This window comes from Erwinia sp. HDF1-3R (assembly GCF_039621855.1).
Taxonomy (GTDB): domain Bacteria; phylum Pseudomonadota; class Gammaproteobacteria; order Enterobacterales; family Enterobacteriaceae; genus Erwinia.
Map to the genome: position 1 here is coordinate 1034841 of NZ_CP155071.1, position 19815 is coordinate 1054655.

The 19815-nt window shown below is 59.5% G+C and carries 16 protein-coding genes; 8 read left to right on the forward strand and 8 right to left on the reverse strand.

The genetic code is table 11. The features are described 5' to 3' along the window. Window positions 1–99 precede the first annotated feature (99 nt). The 4 genes from gluQRS to thpR all read right to left on the reverse strand — a co-directional run bounded on the left by gluQRS (window position 100) and on the right by thpR (window position 2942). Window positions 100–1008, reverse strand: a complete 909-nt coding sequence (gene gluQRS / locus AAGR22_RS04645) for a tRNA glutamyl-Q(34) synthetase GluQRS (protein WP_345831548.1) — start codon at window positions 1006–1008, stop codon at window positions 100–102. A gap of 56 nt (window positions 1009–1064) precedes the next feature. Beyond that, window positions 1065–1520 carry an RNA polymerase-binding protein DksA gene (dksA, locus tag AAGR22_RS04650; protein WP_034937242.1) on the reverse strand — a complete coding sequence of 152 codons (456 nt, stop codon included), beginning with the start codon at window positions 1518–1520 and terminating at the stop codon, window positions 1065–1067. A gap of 181 nt (window positions 1521–1701) precedes the next feature. Next, complete coding sequence (gene sfsA, locus AAGR22_RS04655; protein ID WP_345830587.1) at window positions 1702–2406, reverse strand: DNA/RNA nuclease SfsA; 705 nt, start codon at window positions 2404–2406, stop codon at window positions 1702–1704. Next, entirely contained in the window at window positions 2403–2942 is a 540-nt protein-coding gene (thpR, locus tag AAGR22_RS04660; protein ID WP_345830589.1) for an RNA 2',3'-cyclic phosphodiesterase, read from the reverse strand. Before thpR ends, sfsA begins: the two co-directional genes overlap by 4 nt. Before the next feature lie 76 nt (window positions 2943–3018). Here thpR and hrpB point away from each other — a divergent pair, with 76 nt between their 5' ends. From hrpB to fhuB, 6 genes are all read left to right on the forward strand, one after another. After that, entirely contained in the window at window positions 3019–5460 is a 2442-nt protein-coding gene (hrpB, locus tag AAGR22_RS04665; RefSeq protein ID WP_345830591.1) for an ATP-dependent helicase HrpB, read from the forward strand. A 106-nt stretch (window positions 5461–5566) separates the two neighbouring features. Further along, the gene (mrcB, locus tag AAGR22_RS04670; protein WP_345830593.1) at window positions 5567–8101 is read left to right on the forward strand and encodes a bifunctional glycosyl transferase/transpeptidase; all 2535 of its coding nucleotides are present in this window, start codon (window positions 5567–5569) and stop codon (window positions 8099–8101) included. A gap of 279 nt (window positions 8102–8380) precedes the next feature. Continuing rightward, window positions 8381–10567 (forward strand): ferrichrome porin FhuA, encoded by a 2187-nt coding sequence (gene fhuA / locus AAGR22_RS04675; RefSeq protein ID WP_345830595.1) that lies wholly within the window; start codon window positions 8381–8383, stop codon window positions 10565–10567. A gap of 50 nt (window positions 10568–10617) precedes the next feature. Further along, entirely contained in the window at window positions 10618–11412 is a 795-nt protein-coding gene (gene fhuC / locus AAGR22_RS04680; RefSeq protein ID WP_345830596.1) for a Fe3+-hydroxamate ABC transporter ATP-binding protein FhuC, read from the forward strand. A gap of 14 nt (window positions 11413–11426) precedes the next feature. After that, complete coding sequence (gene fhuD / locus AAGR22_RS04685; RefSeq protein WP_345830597.1) at window positions 11427–12308, forward strand: Fe(3+)-hydroxamate ABC transporter substrate-binding protein FhuD; 882 nt, start codon at window positions 11427–11429, stop codon at window positions 12306–12308. Beyond that, window positions 12305–14284, forward strand: coding sequence for a Fe(3+)-hydroxamate ABC transporter permease FhuB (fhuB, locus tag AAGR22_RS04690; protein WP_345830598.1), 1980 nt, complete (start codon window positions 12305–12307; stop codon window positions 14282–14284). Before fhuD ends, fhuB begins: the two co-directional genes overlap by 4 nt. A gap of 171 nt (window positions 14285–14455) precedes the next feature. On the opposite strand, the gene hemL is transcribed toward fhuB, so the two are convergent. Next, a complete protein-coding gene (gene hemL, locus AAGR22_RS04695; RefSeq protein ID WP_345830599.1) occupies window positions 14456–15739 on the reverse strand; it encodes a glutamate-1-semialdehyde 2,1-aminomutase in 1284 nt (427 codons plus the stop codon). 166 nt (window positions 15740–15905) lie between these two features. Here hemL and clcA point away from each other — a divergent pair, with 166 nt between their 5' ends. Together clcA and erpA are read left to right on the forward strand one after the other, a co-directional pair. After that, window positions 15906–17342, forward strand: coding sequence for a H(+)/Cl(-) exchange transporter ClcA (clcA, locus tag AAGR22_RS04700; protein ID WP_345830600.1), 1437 nt, complete (start codon window positions 15906–15908; stop codon window positions 17340–17342). A 90-nt stretch (window positions 17343–17432) separates the two neighbouring features. Then, window positions 17433–17777 (forward strand): iron-sulfur cluster insertion protein ErpA, encoded by a 345-nt coding sequence (gene erpA / locus AAGR22_RS04705; RefSeq protein WP_067706600.1) that lies wholly within the window; start codon window positions 17433–17435, stop codon window positions 17775–17777. Between the two features lie 62 nt (window positions 17778–17839). Here the strand turns inward: erpA and AAGR22_RS04710 are convergent, their stop codons facing one another. The 3 genes from AAGR22_RS04710 to mtnN form a co-directional block, all read right to left on the reverse strand. Beyond that, the gene (locus tag AAGR22_RS04710; RefSeq protein ID WP_067706597.1) at window positions 17840–18091 is read right to left on the reverse strand and encodes a hypothetical protein; all 252 of its coding nucleotides are present in this window, start codon (window positions 18089–18091) and stop codon (window positions 17840–17842) included. 143 nt (window positions 18092–18234) lie between these two features. Further along, the gene (gene btuF, locus AAGR22_RS04715; RefSeq protein ID WP_345830603.1) at window positions 18235–19032 is read right to left on the reverse strand and encodes a vitamin B12 ABC transporter substrate-binding protein BtuF; all 798 of its coding nucleotides are present in this window, start codon (window positions 19030–19032) and stop codon (window positions 18235–18237) included. Continuing rightward, a complete protein-coding gene (gene mtnN / locus AAGR22_RS04720) occupies window positions 19025–19723 on the reverse strand; it encodes a 5'-methylthioadenosine/S-adenosylhomocysteine nucleosidase (protein WP_067706918.1) in 699 nt (232 codons plus the stop codon). Before mtnN ends, btuF begins: the two co-directional genes overlap by 8 nt. Between the last annotated feature and the right edge of the window lie 92 nt (window positions 19724–19815).

Consider the following 19815-nt stretch of genomic DNA (forward strand, 5'->3'; position numbering starts at 1 on the left):
AATGCTCATATTAACTCCCCCGTCATCTTTCACGCTGTGGCAGGGTGCTTTTACCCTGATATTGCCTGCCAGAGCGTATCGGGCACGACGGTAACGGCGTCACTGCTTTCCACTATTCGTTAAGTATTGCACGTTGTTTGTTGTAGCCGTAAGCGGGACGCCAGACAAATCCCACTCCTGAACCGCCTGCTGTAGCAGTGCGGGCAGCGTCAGATCCTGCCACTCTTCACTCACCGGCTGGCCGAGAAAATGCAGCGCCTCTATCAGCACCGGGCGCGGATCGCCCGGCGGCAGCGGCGTCGCGTGATTCTGCTTCGAGAGCTTATTACCGTCCGGCGCGGTCGCCAGCGGCAGGTGCAAATAGTCCGGCACCGGCCAGCCAAACTGTTGAAACAGCGTTATCTGCCGCACCGTTGGCTCAATTAAATCAGCCCCTCTGACCACCTCAGTAATACCCTGGTCGTGGTCATCCACCACCACGGCCAGATTGTAAGCGAACAGCCCGTCACGACGATGGATAATAAAGTCTTCCCGCGCCAGGGCGCTATTGGGGCGCACCTCTCCCCGCAGACTATCCTGGAAGTGGCAGGCGGGCTGCGTCGATTTCAGGCGGAGCGCCGCATTATCGGGACGGTGGTTCAGCTCACGACAGTGGCCATCATACACGCCGCCGAGCTGCTGAATACGACTGCGCGGACAGGTACAGTAATAGCTGAAGTGTCGCTCATTAAGCCAGCTTAAGGCCTCACGATAAGCATCATGGCGCTGGGACTGCCAGAGAATTTCGCCGTCCCAGGTCAGGCCATACTGCTCCAGCTGCTGCAAAATGCGCTGAGCGGCTCCCGGAACCTCGCGTGGGGGATCGATATCTTCGATACGTACCCGCCACAGGCCCTGCTGCGAACGCGCGCGCAGGTAGCTGCCAAGGGCCGCAATTAACGAGCCGAAGTGCAGTTCACCGGAGGGAGAGGGGGCGAAGCGCCCGATATAAGCGGAGGCGTGAGTCATAGAGAGAGGCAGTGAAGTGGCCGCAGGGCCAGCTTCACTGCACAGTCTTGCGGCCATTAACCGGCCATTTGTTTTTCGCGGATTTCTGCCAGCGTTTTACAGTCGATACAGAGATCGGCGGTAGGACGCGCTTCAAGGCGACGAATACCGATTTCAACGCCACAGGATTCACAGTAGCCGAAATCGTCATCTTCTACTTTCTTGAGCGTCTTCTCGATCTTTTTGATCAGCTTGCGCTCGCGGTCACGGTTACGCAGTTCAAGGCTGAATTCCTCTTCCTGGGCAGCGCGATCGACCGGATCGGGGAAGTTGGCGGCTTCGTCCTGCATATGAGAAACCGTACGGTCAACTTCATCCCGAAGCTGGTTGCGCCAGGCTTCAAGGATCTTCTTGAAATGCTCCAGCTGGGCTTCATTCATGTACTCTTCGCCCGGTTTCTCCTGATAAGGCTCCACCCCAGCGATGGCGAGAATACTCAGAGACGAGGTTTTACGGGTTTGCCCTTCTTGCATGTTGCTTCTCCTGGATAACACGCACTATCGATCCCCACTTGGGGAAAAAAACAGGTCGCTATAAATAACAGAAGCGATTGAGGTTAGCAATTATTCCTGAACATGCCTTGACAAGGCTGTGAGGAAAAGCGTATCTGGCGCGCACCATAAGTAATTTAACAACAGTCAATTGACCTCTGGTTTACGACGCCACCGCAATGGCCTTTTTTAACCCTATGCCGGTGGGCGACAGCTGCGCCTTATAACATAGCACCTCAACACCGCTCTGCTGTGCCTGTGCCAGTAGTTCTGCGTAGCGCACATCAATATGACGTGCGGGGGAAACGTCCTCAATCCCCGAGTGCAAAACGGCAAAAAATAACACCGCGCGCGCACCATTTTCGGCGATCTTCGTGAGTTCACGAAGATGCTTTTGACCGCGCTCGGTGACCGCATCCGGGAAATACCCTTTACCCTGCTCCAGCAGCGTCACGGATTTGACTTCAATATAGCAGTTTACCCGACTATCTGCCTGCAACAGGAAATCAATACGACTCTTTTCGTCGCCGTATTTCACCTCAGCGCGCAGGCTGGTGTAACCGGATAATTCTGGAATCAGCTGCGCCTCCAGCGCCTCCCTGACCAGGGTGTTGGCGCGCAGGGTATTCACGCAGATCCAGTCGCCACGCTGCGTTTCGGTCAGCTCCCAGCTGTGGGGATATTTTCGCGTCAGGCTGTCCGAGGTGGAGTACCACACCCGGTCACCCGGCGTGGCGCAGCCGGTCATCGCGCCTGTATTGGCGCAGTGCAGCGTCATCTCCGTTCCTTCCGGGGTGATCACGTCAGCCAGAAAGCGCTTATAGCGTTTAATCAGCGTCGCCGGACGCAGGGCGGGGGTATAATTCATTTCTCTTCCTGTGACAGCGTCCAGGCGGCAACTTCGCTATAGCGCGTGCGGCCTTTCGCATAAATGGACTGGAACAGCGTGAAGCGTTCCACGCGAAACGGCCAGCTAAAATTGCGTGGCGGCAGCGACACGGGCTGGGTAGCCTGGCGCAGCAGGGTGACGTGCGGATGAAAGGGCATTGTGCTCTGATGGCATCCGCTTCGCGCCGCCTGCGACCGCAGGAGTTCGGCCAGCTGTAGCAGCCCGCGCGGTGACCGTTTGGGACCAAGCCATACCACGCCCGATCGCGGCCAGTGTCCGGCATCATCCAGCGTCAGCGTAAAGGGTGCCTGACGGATGCGGCTCGCCAGCCGCTGTAGCGCGCGGGATTTCTCTTCACTGACCTCGCCTAAAAAGGCCAGCGTCAGGTGCAAATTAGCCGCGGCCACCGGGCGACCCACGCCGTCGACAAAGGTATCGGCCCGCCACTGAATGATGCTCTGCCTGCTCTCTTCCGGCAGGCTGATGCCAAAAAACAGCTTTTTTTGCTCACTCATGGTGCTCTCCGGTATTCCATAAGCAGGAATGCTACAATGCCCGGCTGATTCAGACCATTACGTTATGGAGCTAAAAGTGAGTTCATACCCGGTCGGTGCCGTTTTACCTGAACTGCTTGATGCGCTGCGCCACTCGCCCCAGGTACTGCTTGCCGCCCCTACCGGCGCCGGGAAATCGACCTGGCTGCCGCTACAGATCCTGCAACAGGCTAACTTCAGCGGACGCATCCTGCTGCTGGAGCCGCGTCGGCTGGCGGCGCGTAACGTGGCTCAGCGGCTGGCTGAACAGCTTAACCAGCAGCCGGGGGAAACCATTGGCTACCGGATGCGCTCGGAGAGCCGCGTGGGGCCAACCACCCGTCTGGAAGTGGTGACGGAGGGCATCCTCACCCGAATGCTGCAACAGGATCCCCTGCTGGAGGGCGTTTCGCTGGTGATCCTCGACGAGTTTCACGAGCGAAGCCTGCAAGGGGATTTGGCGCTGGCGCTGCTGCTGGACGTGCAGCAGGGGCTGCGGGACGATCTGAAAATATTGCTGATGTCGGCCACGCTGGATAATGCCCGTCTCCAGGCGCTGCTGCCGGATGCCCCGGCTATCGCTTCAGAGGGGCGCGCGTTTCCGGTCGAACGACGCTACGCCACGCTGCCGTCGCATCTGCGGATGGAAGACGCCGTGGCGCGTCAGGTTAGTCAGCTGCTGCGCGAGGAGCACGGTTCCCTGCTGCTTTTCCTGCCGGGCGTTGGCGAGATCCAGCGCGTGCTCACGCAGCTCTCTACACAGGTTGCCTCGGATGTCGATCTCTGCCCGCTCTACGGTGCGCTGCCGCTGGCTGAACAGCGCAAAGCGATCCTTCCCGCCCCTGCGGGCCGCCGCAAAGTGGTGCTGGCGACCAATATTGCGGAAACCAGCCTGACCATTGAGGGGATCCGGCTGGTGGTCGACAGCGCGCTGGAGCGCACGGCGATATTCGATGCACGCAGCGGGCTAACGCGCCTGCAAACGCAGCGCGTGAGCCAGGCCTCAATGACCCAGCGCGCCGGGCGTGCGGGGCGTCTGGAGCCGGGTATCTGCCTGCATCTGATTGCGAAAGAGCAGGCAGAGCGCGCCGCCAGCCACGCTGACGCGGAGATCCTGCATGCGGATCTGGCCTCCCTGTGGCTGGAAATATTGCAGTGGGGCTGCCGCGATGTCGGCCAGCTCCAGTGGCTGGATCGCCCGCCGGAAAGTGGTATACAGCAGGCCGTGCGGCTGCTGCGGCTGCTGGGCGCCACCGATGCCAGCGGGCAGCTCAGCGCAAAAGGGCGACGTATGGCCCAGACCGGCGCGGACCCCCGGCTGAGCGCGATGCTGGCCGATGCGGGCAGCGATGCCGACAGCGTTGCTACGGCTGCGCTGCTGGTGGCAATGCTGGAAGAGCCCGCGCGCGGCAGTAGCGATCTCCGCGACAGCTTCCACCGCCGTCAGCCAAACTGGCTGGCGCGGGCTAAACAGCTGCAAAAGCGTCTGAATCTGACCGGCGGTCAGCCGGACAGCGACAAAATTGCGCCTCTGCTCGCCGGGGCTTTTCCGGATCGGGTAGCGCGCCGACGGGGCGAGGCCGGACGCTATCAGCTGGCGAACGGCAGCGGGGCCATGCTCGAGGGTACGGATGCCCTTAACCGCTATGAATGGCTGATTGCGCCGGGTCTGTTGCAGGGCAGTACCGGCAACTCCGCCCGCATCCTCCAGGCGATGCCGGTTGAGCCTGAGCGGCTGATTAAGCAGCGTCCCGGCCTGGTGGAACAGCGTACCGAAGTGGAGTGGGATGAACAGCGCGGCACGCTGCGTGCCTGGCAGCGGGAGCAGATCGGTGAGCTGGTCCTCAGGGCACAGCCGCTGAACAAGCCCGATGAAGCGGATCTGCATCCGGCGATGCTGCGCTGGATCCGCATTAAAGGGCTGTCGGTGCTCAACTGGACGCCGCAGGCAGAACAGCTGCGGATCCGGCTGGTGTGTGCCGCCCGCTGGCTACCGGAAGAGGGGTGGCCTGCGGCCGATGAGGCCAGCCTGCTGGCAGGACTTGAACGCTGGCTGCTGCCGATGATGAGCGGCGTGCGGGACGCAAAAGGGCTGCGACAAATTAACGCCGCCAGCGCTTTATTACAATTACTCACATGGTCACAGCGTCAGCAACTGGATACTGCTCTGCCAACTCACTACACTGTGCCCACCGGAAGTCGGCTGCCGATTCGCTACGACGAAGAGAAGCCGCCGGCGCTGGCGGTTCGCCTGCAGGAGATGTTTGGCGAAGCGCAGAATCCGTGCGTGGCCGGGGGCCGTATTCCGCTGGTGCTGGAACTGCTCTCACCCGCGCAGCGACCGTTGCAGATCACCCGCGACCTGGCCGCGTTCTGGCAGGGTGCCTGGCGCGAGGTACAGAAAGAGATGAAGGGTCGCTACCCTAAACACGTCTGGCCGGACGACCCGGCAACGGCAGCGCCGACGCGGCGCAGCAAAAAATACTCTGCGCCCTCCTGACGGTGGCGCGCAGGCAGGCATTTCGGAAGGTTCCCGTTCCGAAGCGAGTTGAGTCATAACAGAGTAGTCGGCCTGGCCGACGGCTACCCCTGGAGAAAAGAAACAGATGTCTGACGATCGCGAACCCATTGGGCGCAAAGGCAAACAGCCCAAACCTCCGCGCAAGACGGCGGGCAGAGGTCGCCGCAGGGATGATGAACATGATGAATACGATGATTTTCAGGACGATGACAATGAAGACGAGGAGATAAAACCGGTGCCACGTAAAGGAAAAGGGCGTCCATCGCGGAAAAAAAGGGGCTGGCTGAGCCTGTTGATCAAGCTGCTGCTGATCTTTATCGTGCTGATGGCGGCCTACGGGGTTTACCTCGATTCGCAAATCCGCAGCCGCATTGACGGCAAAGTCTGGCAGCTGCCCGCCACGGTCTATGGCCGTATGGTCAGCCTTGAGCCGGGCATGTCATACAATAAAAAAGAGATGATCGCCCTGCTGGAAGGCACACAGTACCGCGAGGTGACGCGCATGACGCGGCCCGGCGAGTTTACCGTGCAGGCTAACAGCATTGAGATGATCCGCCGCCCGTTCGATTTCCCGGACAGTAAAGAGGGGCAGATCCGCGCGCGTCTGAGCTTCAGCAATGACACCCTGTCTGAGATCAAGAACCTCGACAGCGGCCGTGATTTTGGCTTCTTCCGCCTCGATCCGCGCCTGATCACCATGCTGCAATCCCCCAACGGCGAGCAGCGCCTGTTTGTGCCGCGCGCCGGCTTCCCCGATTTACTGGTGGATACCCTGGTCGCGACAGAAGACCGCCATTTCTATCAGCATGATGGCATCAGCTTCTACTCGATTGGCCGCGCCTTCCTCGCCAACATCACCGCCGGACGTGCGGTACAGGGCGGCAGTACGCTGACGCAGCAGCTGGTGAAAAACCTGTTCCTGACCAACGAGCGATCGCTGTGGCGTAAGGCTAACGAAGCCTATATGGCCCTGATCATGGATGCGCGCTACGGCAAAGATCGCATTCTTGAGCTGTACCTGAATGAAGTCTATCTCGGTCAGGCCGGCAACGATCAGATCCGCGGCTTCCCGCTGGCCAGCCTCTACTACTTTGGCCGCCCGGTCGATGAGCTGAGCCTCGATCAGCAGGCGCTGCTGGTGGGCATGGTGAAGGGGGCGTCGCTCTATAATCCGTGGCGAAATCCGAAGCTGGCGCTGGAGCGCCGTAACCTGGTGCTGCGTCTGCTACAGCAGCAGAAGGTTATCGATCAGGAGCTGTACGATATGCTGAGCGCCCGTCCGCTGGGCGTCCAGCCGAAGGGCGGAGTGATTACGCCGCAGCCTGCCTTTATGCAGATGGTACGTAACGAGCTGCAGGCGAAGCTGGGTGATAAGGTTAAAGACCTGTCAGGCGTGAAAATCTTCACCACGCTGGATCCTGTCTCGCAGGATACGGCGGAAAAAGCGGTGGAAGAGGGGATCCCGGCGCTGCGTAAACAGCGGGGTATTAACGACCTCCAAACCGCCATGGTGGTTGTCGATCGCTTTAGCGGCGAAGTGCGTGCTCTGGTGGGCGATGCGGATCCGCAGTACGCCGGCTATAACCGTGCGCTACAGGCCCGTCGATCCATCGGTTCACTGGCTAAGCCTGCTACCTACCTGACGGCGCTCAGCCAGCCCGATAAATACCGTCTGAACAGCTGGATTGCCGATAATCCTATCGCGCTGAAGCAGCCTAACGGGCAGATCTGGAAACCGCAGAACGACGACCGCCGCTTTAGCGGTCAGGTAATGCTGGTGGACGCGTTAACCAACTCGATGAACGTGCCGACGGTGAATCTGGGGATGACCCTGGGCCTGCCGCAGGTGGTGGATACCTGGACCAAACTGGGCGTGCCGAAAGATCAGCTCCAGCCGGTTCCCGCGATGCTGCTGGGAGCACTGAACCTGACGCCGATTGAAGTGGCCCAGGCGTTCCAGACCATCGCCAGCGGCGGTAATCGTGCTTCGCTCTCCGCGCTGCGATCGGTGATTGCGGAAGACGGGACGGTACTCTACCAGAGCTTCCCGCAGGCCGAACGCGTGGTGCCTGCGCAGGCGGCCTGGCTGACGCTTTATGCGATGCAGCAGGTTGTTGACCACGGTACGGCGCGCGCGCTGGGTGCCCGCTATCCGAAGGCCCATCTGGCCGGGAAGACCGGGACCACCAACAACCAGATAGACAGCTGGTTCGCTGGCGTTGACGGCAAGGAAGTGGCGATCACCTGGATTGGCCGTGATAATAACCAGCCGACGAAGCTGTACGGTGCCAGCGGTGCAATGCAGATCTACCGTCGCTACCTGGATAATCAGGCACCGATGCCGCTGATGGCTACGCCGCCGGAGGATATCGCACCGATGAACGTCGATTCCGCCGGTAACTTCGTCTGCGGCTCCGGCAGCAGCAGCTGGCGCACGCTGCCAGTGTGGACCACCGATGCTAACGCGCTTTGCCAGCAGCAGGCTCAGCAGGTGCAGCAGCAGTTGCAGCAGCAGAATGAGCAGCAGCAGGGCGGACAGCAGCAAGGCGGACAGCAGCAGGGTGAGCAGAAGGACAGCAACGGCGTGGCGGGATGGATCAAGGATATGTTTGGTAAATAACCCCGGCCCCGTCGCTGAAAACCGGTCCCTCAGGGGGCCGGTTTTTTTTTGCTTTGACTGTAAAGAGTGTAAGTAAGGTGAAAAAAGCACGTTAGTACCAGAAGAGCACCGACACCCCCTTTTACCCCAAATAAACTCCGGTTACTTCCCCCTCAGGCGGCAGAAATGTTGATGATTTTCGCTTGCGCGGATTCTGCCGTTTCGCATATTATCCAATCGTTATAATAATAATTATCGTTTACGTTTGCATTTAACTTATTACATCCAGAGAAAAGCACAATGGCGACCGAATTTTTGCTTCCTTCTTCATTATTCAATACCTCTAAACGCCGACTGGCCGTCCTGGTGACGCTGGCGGTTTCATCCTCTTCCGCCTTCGCGGCCGAGCAGACCCTTACCGTCGACGCCAGCGCGGCACCGCCGCAGCAGGAGAGCGCCTGGGGGCCTGCACCTACCATCGCGGCTAAGCGCAGCGCGACCGGCACCAAAACCGATACGCCGATTGAAAAAAATCCGCAGTCGGTTTCCGTCGTCACTCAGGAAGAGATGGCGCTGCATAACGTCACCACGGTAAAAAGCGCCTTCAACTACACGCCGGGCGTGCTGACGGGCAACCGCGGCAGCTCCAACGTGATAGATGCGCTCTCCATCCGTGGCTTTAGTGAAACCAACACTAACCAGTATCTGGATGGCCTGAAATTACAGGGCGATAACTACTCGGAGTTCGCCATCGATCCTTACTTCCTGGAGCGCGCCGAGCTGCTGCGCGGGCCAGTGTCGGTTCTGTATGGAAAAAGTAACCCGGGTGGGGTGGTGTCGCTGGTCAGCAAGCGTCCGACCACCGAAACCCTGCGCGAAGTGCAGTTCCAGATGGGCACCGACAACCGTTTCTCTACCGGCTTTGATTTCGGTGGCGCTATTGATGATGCGGGCGTCTACTCATACCGCCTGACCGGCCTGGCCCGCAGCCAGGATGCGCAGCAGGACATGCAGAAGGAAAAACGCTACACCATCGCGCCTTCCTTTAGCTGGCAGCCGGATGATAAAACCAATTTTACCCTGCTGACCTATTTCCAGAACGAACCACAAACCGGCTACTACGGCTGGCTGCCGCGTCAGGGTACGGTCGTGCCGATCGTCGATGCGAATGGCAATCAGCATAAGCTGGGCCGGGATTTTGATGAGGGCGAAGCCAGCAACAAGATCTCCCGCAACACCAAAATGATTGGCTATAACTTTTCGCACAGCTTCGACGATACCTGGACCGTGCGGCAGAACCTGCGCTATGCCGATCTGCGCACGAATTATCGCAGCATTTACGGCAGCGGTTTAGACAGCAGCACCAATACCATTTCGCGTGGCTACGCCGTCTCTGAGGAAAAACTGAATCAGTTTGCCGTCGATAACCAGCTGCAGGCGAAGTTTGCCACCGGGCAGGTGGATCATACGCTGCTGATGGGCGTCGACTATCAGCGCACCCGCAACGATATCAACGCCGGTTTCGGCTCGGCGACCTCGCTCAGCGCGCTGAATCCGCAGTATGGCAGCGATCAAATGGTGCCCGGTTCGCTGTTTCCCTATCACTATCTGAACAAGCAGGAACAGACCGGCCTGTATACTCAGGATCAGATGGAGTGGAATCGCTGGGTATTGACCCTGGGCGGACGCTACGACTACGCGATGACCTCTGCTTACAACCGCAGCGGCGACAGCCTGGCAAAAAACCACGATCAGGCGTTTACCTGGCGCGGCGGGCTTAACTACGTTTACGACAACGGCATCGCACCTTACTTTAGCTACAGCGAATCCTTTATTCCGACCGCGGGCAGCACCCTGGACGGCGCGACGTTCGATCCTTCCCGCGCCAAACAGTATGAGGCCGGAGTGAAATATGTGCCGAAAGATCGCCCCCTGGTGCTAACCGGTGCAGTCTATCAGCTGACCAAAACCAAAAACCTGACTGCCGATCCGCGCAATCTTAACTTCAGCGTGCAGGGCGGTGAAATTCGCTCGCGCGGCGTAGAGCTGGAGGCCAAAGCGGCGGTCAACGAAAACGTCAACGTGACGGCGGCCTACACCTATACCGATGCAGAATATACTCACGATACTCTGCTGAAGGGCAAGACGCCGGTTGAAGTGCCGAAAAATATGGCCTCCCTGTGGGCAGACTATACCTTCCATGAAACCGCGCTCTCCGGGCTGACCCTGGGCGCAGGCGTGCGCTATATTGGTGAGAGCAAAAGCCTGTACAGCAGTACTAATGAGAACTTTACCGTGGCGAGCTACACCACGGTGGATGCGCTGGTTAAATACGATCTGGGCCGCTTTGGCATGCCGGGCTCGTCAATTGGCGTTAACGTGAGTAATCTGTTTAATCGTAACTACGTTGCCAGCTGCTACCGCGACTACGCCTGCTACTGGGGCGCTGAACGTGAGATCGTCGGCACGGCAACCTTCCGTTTCTAATCTTTGCACCCGGGCGCGGCTCTGCTGCGCCCACCAATCAGAAGACCGCTATGTCTCATCTGCATGCAACTGAAACTACCTTCTCGCTTGATAACGCCTCTTTTACCGTTCCTGGCCGTACGCTGTTGCAGCCGCTATCCCTGACCTTCCCTGCCGGGAAAGTCTGCGGGCTGATAGGTCACAACGGCTCGGGCAAATCGACGCTGCTGAAGCTGCTTGGCAGGCACCACGCGGCAACCGCAGGCCGGGTATTGCTCAACGATCGGCCGGTGTCAGAATGGAAGGGGAAAGCCTTTGCCCGTGAGGTAGCCTATCTCCCGCAGCAGCTGCCGTCCGCAGAAGGGATGACGGTGCGCGAGCTGGTGGCGATGGGGCGATATCCGTGGCACGGTGCGCTGGGCCGTTTTGGCTCGGAGGATTGCGATCGGGTTGATGAGGCAATTGCGCTGGTCGGGCTGGACGCGTTTGCTAAGCGGCTGGTTGACAGCCTCTCCGGGGGAGAGCGTCAGCGGGCCTGGATCGCCATGCTGGTGGCGCAGAATAGCCGCTGCCTGTTGCTGGATGAACCGACCTCGGCGCTGGATATTGCGCACCAGGTTGAAGTGCTGGCGCTGATCCAGCGGCTGAGCCACGAGCGCGGCCTGACGGTCATTGCAATTCTCCATGATATTAATATTGCCGCTCGCTACAGCGACTGGCTGGTGGCGCTGCGGGAAGGGGAAATGATCGCCCAGGGAGATGCCGCAGCGATTATGCAGGCGGAATCACTTGGGCGCATTTACGGCATCCCCATGGGGATTTTGCCTCATCCTCACGGCGGTGCGCCGGTGAGCTTTGTATACTGAGGGATTGAGACGTCATGCCGGATCTTTTTCGCCGCCGCCTGCTGATGGCGATGGCGCTTTCACCCCTGCTGCCCGCGCTGCAAAGCCAGGCGGCACAGGACATTGATGTCAGCCGTATTATTACGCTTGAATGGCTGCCCGCCGAGCTGCTGCTGGCACTGGGCGTGGCACCGATGGGCGCGGCTGAAATTTTCAACTATCAGCAGTGGGTCGGCCAGCCTGCGCTACCGGCATCCACGGTCGATGTCGGCCTGCGTACTGAACCTAATCTGGAGCTCATTATCCAGATGAAACCCTCCCTGATCCTTTTCTCCTCGGGCTATGGCCCGGCGCGGGACAAAATCGATCGGATTGCCCCCTCGATGGGCTTTCCTTTCAGCGATGCCAGCGGGAAACCCCTGAGCATGGCGCGCAACTCCCTGATGCAGCTGGCCGGGCGATTAGGCCGCGTGCCGCAGGCTAAAGCCCATCTGGCACAGTACGACGCTTACGTGGCCGGGGCTAAAACGCGGCTGGCTCACCGCGCGAAAAGGCCGCTGCTGCTGATGTCCATTCTTGATTCCCGCCACGCGCTGGTTTTCGGAAAAGGCAGCCTGTTTCTCGAGGTGATGAACGCGCTGGGAATTGATAACGCCTGGCAGGGGGAAACCAACTTCTGGGGCAGCGCGGTTATTGGTATCGAACGCCTGGCGACCATGCATAATGTAGAGGCGATCTGCTTCGATCATGAAAATGAATCGCTTATGCAGCAGGTCACCTCGACGCCGCTCTGGCAGTCGATGCCCTTCGTGCGTGAGAATCGCTTCCAGCGCGTGCCGCAGGTCTGGTTCTATGGTGCAACGCTGTCTGCGATGCGCTTCTGTCAAACGCTTGAACGCGCGCTGGGGACATCATGAACGCCACCTTTCGCTTCCCGGTGATCCTGCTGACGCTGTTATTTGCGCTGGCCGCGATGCTGACTTTTTATAACTTTGGTCAGCATCTGCCCCGCGACCAGTGGCTGAGGGCGCTCACTGCCCCCGATATCGATAGCGTCACGCAGATGGTGTTCCACTACAGCCTGCTGCCGCGCCTGGCGATGTCGCTGCTGGTGGGGGCCGGTCTTGGGCTGGTGGGGCTGCTGTTTCAGCAGGTGCTGCGTAATCCGCTGGCGGAGCCCACCACGCTGGGCGTCGCAACCGGCGCACAGCTGGGCCTGACGGTGGTGACGCTGTGGAGCCTGCCGGGCGGGCTGGCTACCCAGCAGATCGCCGCCATGAGCGGGGCGATTATCGTGGGGCTGATCGTATTCGGTATCGCCTGGGGAAAACGACTTTCCCCGGTAACGCTGATCCTGGCCGGGCTGGTCCTGTCGCTCTACTGCGGGGCGGTGAATCAGCTGCTCGGGCTGTTTAACCACGATCGTCTGCAGGGGATGTTTTTATGGAGTACCGGCACCCTTAACCAGATGGACTGGCAAAGCGTTATCTTCCTCTGGCCAAAGCTGCTGGTGGGCTTCTTGCTCTCCCTGCTGCTGCTGCGCCCGATGATGCTGATGGGGCTGGATGATGGCGTCGCTAAAAATCTCGGGCTGGCGCTGTCGGCTGCCCGGATGGGCGTGCTGGCGCTGGCGATTATTCTCAGCGCCCAGCTGGTGAACGCCGCCGGGATTATTGGCTTTATTGGCCTGTTTGCCCCGCTGCTGGCGAAGATGCTTGGCGCACGGCGACTGCTCAGCCGTATGCTGCTCGCCCCGCTGATTGGGATGCTGCTGCTCTGGCTGGCCGACCAGGCGGTTATCTGGCTGACCGATAACTGGCGGGAGGTGTCAACCGGCACGGCGACGGCGATTATCGGTTCACCGCTGCTGCTCTGGCTGCTGCCCCGCCTGCGCACCACCTCGGTGCCGTCTGCGGCCAGCCAGCGGGAAGGGCTGACCGGTGAGCGGCATCGCGTGCTGCAGTGGGCGGCAGTGGGCGGGGTGGCGCTGCTGCTGCTGGCGACCCTGGCACTGAGCCTGGGACGCGACGCCCATAGCTGGCAGTGGGCGACGGGCCAGCTGTGGGATCAGCTGCTGCCCTGGCGACTGCCGCGACTGTCTGCGGCGCTGGCGACCGGCATGATGCTGGGCGTAGCCGGGTGCATCGTTCAGCGGCTGACCGGCAACCCGATGGCCAGCCCTGAAGTGTTGGGCATCAGCTCGGGCGCGGCGTTTGGCGTGGTGGTCATGCTGTTTATCGTGCCCGGTGATGCCTTTGGCTGGCTGCTGCCAGCGGGTACGCTGGGCGCGGCCGCGACGCTGCTGGTTATCACCCTCGCCAGCGGAAGAGGGGGGTTCTCACCGGAACGTATGCTGCTGGCGGGGATGGCGCTGAGTACCGCCTTTGGTACGCTGCTGCTGCTATTGATGGCCAGCGGCGATCCGCGTATGGCCCAGCTGATGACCTGGATCTCTGGCTCAACCTATCACGTTGATGCCCTCCAGGCGTGGCGTACGGCCGTCACCGCCGCGCTGCTGCTGGCACTGGTTCCGCTTTGCCGCCGCTGGCTAACCATTCTGCCGCTGGGCGGCGAGACGGCCCGTTCGCTGGGTATGGCGCTGAAATCCTCCCGGCTGCTGTTGCTGCTGCTGGCGGCAGCGCTGACTGCGGCCGCCACGCTGACGATTGGACCGCTGAGCTTTGTGGGGCTGATGGCACCGCACATTGCGCGGATGCTTGGCTTCCGCCGTACCTTGCCCCAGCAGGTGATGTCAGCGCTGCTGGGCGGTGGGCTGATGGTGATAGCGGACTGGTGTGGTCGGATGGTGGCATTCCCCGACCAGATCCCGGCGGGACTGCTGGCGACCTTTATCGGCGCGCCTTACTTTGTGTATCTGCTGCGGAAAATGTAAACAGGAGTGCGGACAGGATGATTTACGCCAGCAGGCGTGGGCGTGGGCCTGCGCCGGTCTCCCGGGCAGGCTTTTTCGCGTTGGCTTCCCGTCAGGGAAGCCGGAGGGTTACGCGGATTCTCCCGATGCCGGATGCGTCATTCGCATTTGCGATCCGGGAGACAGGGTGATTCAGGCCAGCTTCGCGAAGCAGCGACGCGCGGCGTCGACGGTGAACTGGATATCCTGCTGGGTGTGCGCCAGCGACATAAAGCCCGCTTCAAAGGCGGAAGGAGCCAGATACACACCCTCTTCAAGCATCAGATGGAAGAACGTTTTAAAACGCTCCACATCGCACACCATCACGTCCTGATAGCGGGTGACGGTATTTGCTGAGGTAAAGAACAGGCCAAACATACCGCCGACATGGTTGACCACCAGCGGGATGTTTTCTGCTTTTGCTGCAGCCAGCAGGCCTTCTGCCAGCTGGTCGGTCAGCGCCGTCAGTCTGTCATGAGCGCCAGGTTTAGCGATTTCGCTCAGGCAGGCGAATCCGGCGGCCATGGCGATGGGGTTACCGGAAAGCGTACCCGCCTGATAGACCGGACCGACAGGTGCCAGCGCATCCATCACCTCGCGGCGTCCACCGAAGGCCCCGACCGGCATTCCGCCGCCGATGATTTTACCCAGGCAGGTCAGATCGGGCACCACGCCGTAGTGAGCCTGCGCACCGGCCAGCGCCACGCGGAAGCCGGTCATCACTTCATCAATGATAAACAGCGCGCCAAACTCGTCACACAGGGCGCGCAGGCCCGGCAGGAAGTCAGGCAGCGGCGGCACGCAGTTCATGTTGCCCGCAACCGGCTCAACGATGATACAGGCTACCTCATGGGGATACTGCTCAAAAGCCGCGCGTACCGAGTCCAGATCGTTATAGGTGCAGGTCAGGGTATGTTTGGCAAAATCAGCGGGAACACCCGGTGAATTAGGCTGGCCCAGCGTCAGTGCGCCGGATCCCGCTTTCACCAGCAGACAGTCGGCGTGGCCGTGATAGCAGCCTTCAAACTTAATGATCTTGTCGCGGCCGGTAAAACCGCGCGCCAGGCGAATGGCGCTCATGGTCGCTTCCGTACCGGAGTTGACCATTCTGACCATATCCATGGTGGGTACCAGGTCGGTTACCAGCTGCGCCATTTTTACTTCCATCTCGGTCGGTGCGCCGAAGCTCAGCCCACGTCCTGCGGCTTCGATGACCGCATCACGGATGGCGGGGTGGTTATGGCCAAGTACCATCGGCCCCCATGAACCGACATAGTCGATATAAGCTTTACCGTCGGCGTCGTACAGCCTTGCGCCGTCAGCGTGTTCGATAAAGAGCGGTACACCGCCAACGCCGGTAAAGGCGCGTACCGGCGAGTTAACGCCGCCGGGAATTAGTTGCTGTGCCTGAGCATACAAATTTTCAGACTTACTCATGGTTCCGCTCCTGAGGATTTGCTAAGAAAACCCCGCCATTCTAAGGAACATGGCGGCGGGTTAAAAGATAAGACGCGCGTTAATGCGCAACGCTGCTGATTTTTCATAAGACATTGCGCGGATGCTGAGTATGATATCCCCTCTGTTAGAACACATTGTAACCCCTATGAACTCAGCGTCCCCTTCTACCGATACGTTGTCCTCCGTTCCCGCCCGACGCGGCGACTTTCTTCGCCTACTGCTCAAGCGAGATAAAACACCGGTGGCGGTGCTGGTTCTCGCCGGCGTGGTGGGAATGCTGGCTGGCCTGCTGGGGGTAGGGTTTGAAAAGGCCGTCCTCTGGGTCACGACCCGGCGTTTGTCTTTGCTGGCCGCCCTTGATGCGCACTGGCTGCTGTTTCCGCTGGCTTTTATTCTCTCGGCGCTGCTGGCCGTGGCGGGCTACTGGCTGGTCCAGCGCTTTGCGCCTGAGGCCTCTGGATCCGGTATTCCCGAAATAGAGGGAGCGCTTGAAGAGCTGAGACCCGTACGCTGGTGGCGGGTTATTCCGGTCAAGTTTATCGGCGGTATGGGCACGCTGGGGGCTGGGATGGTGCTGGGGCGGGAGGGACCGACCGTACAGATGGGCGGAAATCTGGGGCGGATGGTGCTGGATATTTTCCGCATGAAAAGCGCGGAGTCGCGGCACTCTCTGCTGGCAACGGGCGCGGCGGCGGGGCTGGCAGCGGCTTTTAATGCGCCGCTGGCCGGGATCCTGTTTATTATTGAAGAGATGCGGCTGCAATTTCGCTACAGCGTAATATCAATCAAAGCGGTGTTTATTGGCGTCATTGCCTCCAGCGTGGTTTTCCGTATCTTCAACGGCGAAGGGGCGGTAATCAACGTCGGCAAACTGGCCAGCGCGCCGGTCAATACGCTGTGGCTCTACCTGCTGCTGGGGATGATTTTCGGCATAGTGGGCGTACTGTTTAACGCGCTAATCTTTAAATCGCAGGCCCTGTTCCAGCGGCTGTATGGCGACAGTCGGCACAAGCTGTTGTGGGTTGGGGCTGCGCTGGGAGGCGTGTGCGGCGTGCTGGGTATGATTGAACCCGAGGCGGCTGGCGGAGGGTTTGCCCTGATCCCGATTGCGGCGGCGGGTCATTATACCGTGGGTATGCTGCTGTTTATTTTCATCACGCGTATCCTAACCACGCTGCTCTGTTTTGGCTCCGGCGCGCCCGGCGGTATTTTTGCCCCGATGCTGGCGCTGGGTACGCTGCTGGGAACGGCGTTTGGCCTGGTTAGCGCTGCGCTGTTTCCTGCTTATCATCTTGACGCGGGCACCTTTGCGATAGCCGGTATGGGCGCGCTGTTTGCCGCCTCCGTCCGCGCGCCGCTGACCGGTATCGTGCTGGTGCTGGAAATGACCGATAACTATCAGCTCATCTTACCCATGATTATCACCTGCCTGGGCGCCACGCTGCTGGCTCAGTTCCTCGGCGGTAAACCGCTCTACTCGTCGCTGCTGGCGCGTATTCTGGAAAGGCAGCAAAAAAAAGAGGATTGCGCACTGGCCGCACGGAATGCCACCCTGTCTGCGGGTAAACAGGCTGATACTTGATTGCTATACGGGTGTATTGGATAATGGTGCACATGATGGTCGATTTATGACCTGTAAGGCTTCCTGCCTTAATGCATACTGGAGTATTAAATGAGTGATGAAATGGCTCTGCCCCTGCAATTTACCGACGCAGCGGCCAGTAAAGTTAAGAATCTGATTTCAGATGAAGAAAATCCTGAGCTGAAGCTGCGGGTCTACATCACCGGTGGCGGCTGCAGCGGCTTTCAGTATGGGTTCACCTTTGACGATAAAGTGAATGACGGTGACATGACCATCGAGAAATCGGGTGTTTCACTGGTGGTCGATCCGATGAGCCTGCAATACCTGGTGGGGGGATCGGTGGACTACACCGAAGGGCTGGAAGGATCGCGATTCATCGTAACTAACCCCAATGCCAAAACCACCTGCGGGTGTGGTTCCTCTTTCAGTATCTGACTCTGCTTTGGTGCCCCGGAGAGATTGCTCCCGGGGCATATTCTTTCTTTGCCTTGCTGCATTTACCACTCAACCGTCATCAATGTTGTTCCGCTTTGAGAGGCCTCCGTTGAAATAACGGTCTGGGTCACTTTCGGCTGTGCGTCATGTAACCGACCACAGTTGACTGCGCGAGAAGATGCTGGCGTCGTGCTTTGCCCGTCAATGTAACACTGCGGGTAAATGGTCAGTTTGACCCCGATGCTGCCGGTAATGGATGCAGCGCAGGCGCGACCAGCCATAATCAGGCCAAGGGCCAGATAAACGGCTTTCATGATGTTTTATTTCCTGGTGTAAAAAATCAGGGCTTATGCCCAAAGGAGCGCGCGGAAGTTAAAATACTCACCGGCTCTCTATGATGTTAACGACTCTATTTACCGAAGCTTTAACCGTTTCTGATACCGTTTTTAAGCTTCACTTATCGCTCAGGGTGCAGACTACTGCATAATTGTTGAGCAGCCAGGATAATACGCGGACCTGCCCGACTAAACCAGTCATCATTGATAACAATCACTGGCACGTTTAGCTGGGGTTGCCAGAAATCCTGCACCACCCCGGCCTGCGCTTCTTTTCCTGGGGTAATAATCGCCGCCGGATGTCGCAGCAGAACCTGCTCGCGACTCACCTGCGGCCATGCCACCCGACTGTCAGCAAAGATATTTACTCCGCCGCACAGCGAAAGAATGTGGTTCTGCAACGTATGGCCGGAGGCGGTAAAGAGGGGGTGCTGGCCAAACTGCAGAAAGACGGCCCTGGGCGCCGCCCCCGTATAGCGCTGGCGCAGCCTGTCCCGCTGGCGCTCAAGCTGGGAGGCCGCCTGCTCCGCGCTTTCAGGGTGCGGGCTCCAGACCTTTAGCTGGCGTACGGTGGCAATAATTTGATCGAGGCTGACGGGGTCAATCCACTCCACCCGGAGGCCAAACGCACGAAGCTGGTCAACCTGGCGCTGCGGGTTGCCGCCGCGCCAGGCCAGTACCACATCCGGTTTAAGTGCAATGATGCGTTCGGTATTGATTCCCTGCCAGCTGGCAACCTGCTCAATGCCTGCTGCCGCCGGGGGATAGTTGGAATACGTGCTGACGGCCACTGGCGTAATACCGGCGGCAAAGGCCAGTTCGGTCAGATTCGGTGCCAGGGTTACCACCCTCGGCACCGGAGCCGCCGCTGCGGCGAATACCAGCCCCCACAGCAGCAGAAGTACGCGATAGTTAGCCACGCGACAGGTGCGTGAGCAGCGTTTCAACCATCAGCGATGACTGGGCTGCGGCAACGGAGAGGAACTCTTCAAAACTGACGTGGGATTCACGATCCGCCACGTCAGAGATAGCGCGAACCACGACAAAGGGTGTGCCAAACTGGTGGCAGACGTGGGCGATGGCGGTAGCTTCCATTTCAACGGCGATGGCTTTTGGAAAGTGGGTACGAATCTGCGTCAGCGGGCCGGCACCGTTAATAAAAGCATCGCCGCTGACGACCAGACCACGAACGGCATTCAGCCCGAGCTGGCTGATGCAGGCTTCTGCGGCTTCAATCAGCGCAGCATCAGCGGTGAAGGCCGCCGGGCAGCCGGCCATCTGTCCCAGCTCGTAGCCAAAGGCGGTGACATCGGCGTCGTGGTAGCGAACTTCGTCAGACACCACAATATCACCCACGTTCAGCGTGGGGGCCAGGCCGCCCGCAGAGCCCGTATTAATAATAAAGTCAGGTTTGCAGCGCTCAAGCAGCAGGGCGGTGCCCATTGCAGCCGAAACCTTGCCAATGCCCGATTTGAGCAGGGCCACTTCAACACCGTTCAGCGTACCGGTGTAAATTTCGCAGCCCGCCAGCGTCAGCGTCTGACGGTTTTCGATTTTGTCGCGCAGCAGGGTAACTTCCTGCTCCATTGCACCAATAATGCCTGCTTTCATAGAGATACTCGCTAATGTGGTGGAAATTTCCTGTCTTTTCAGCGCATAGTCTAGCATGGCAGGATACAGGACATAATCCACAAAACGCACCT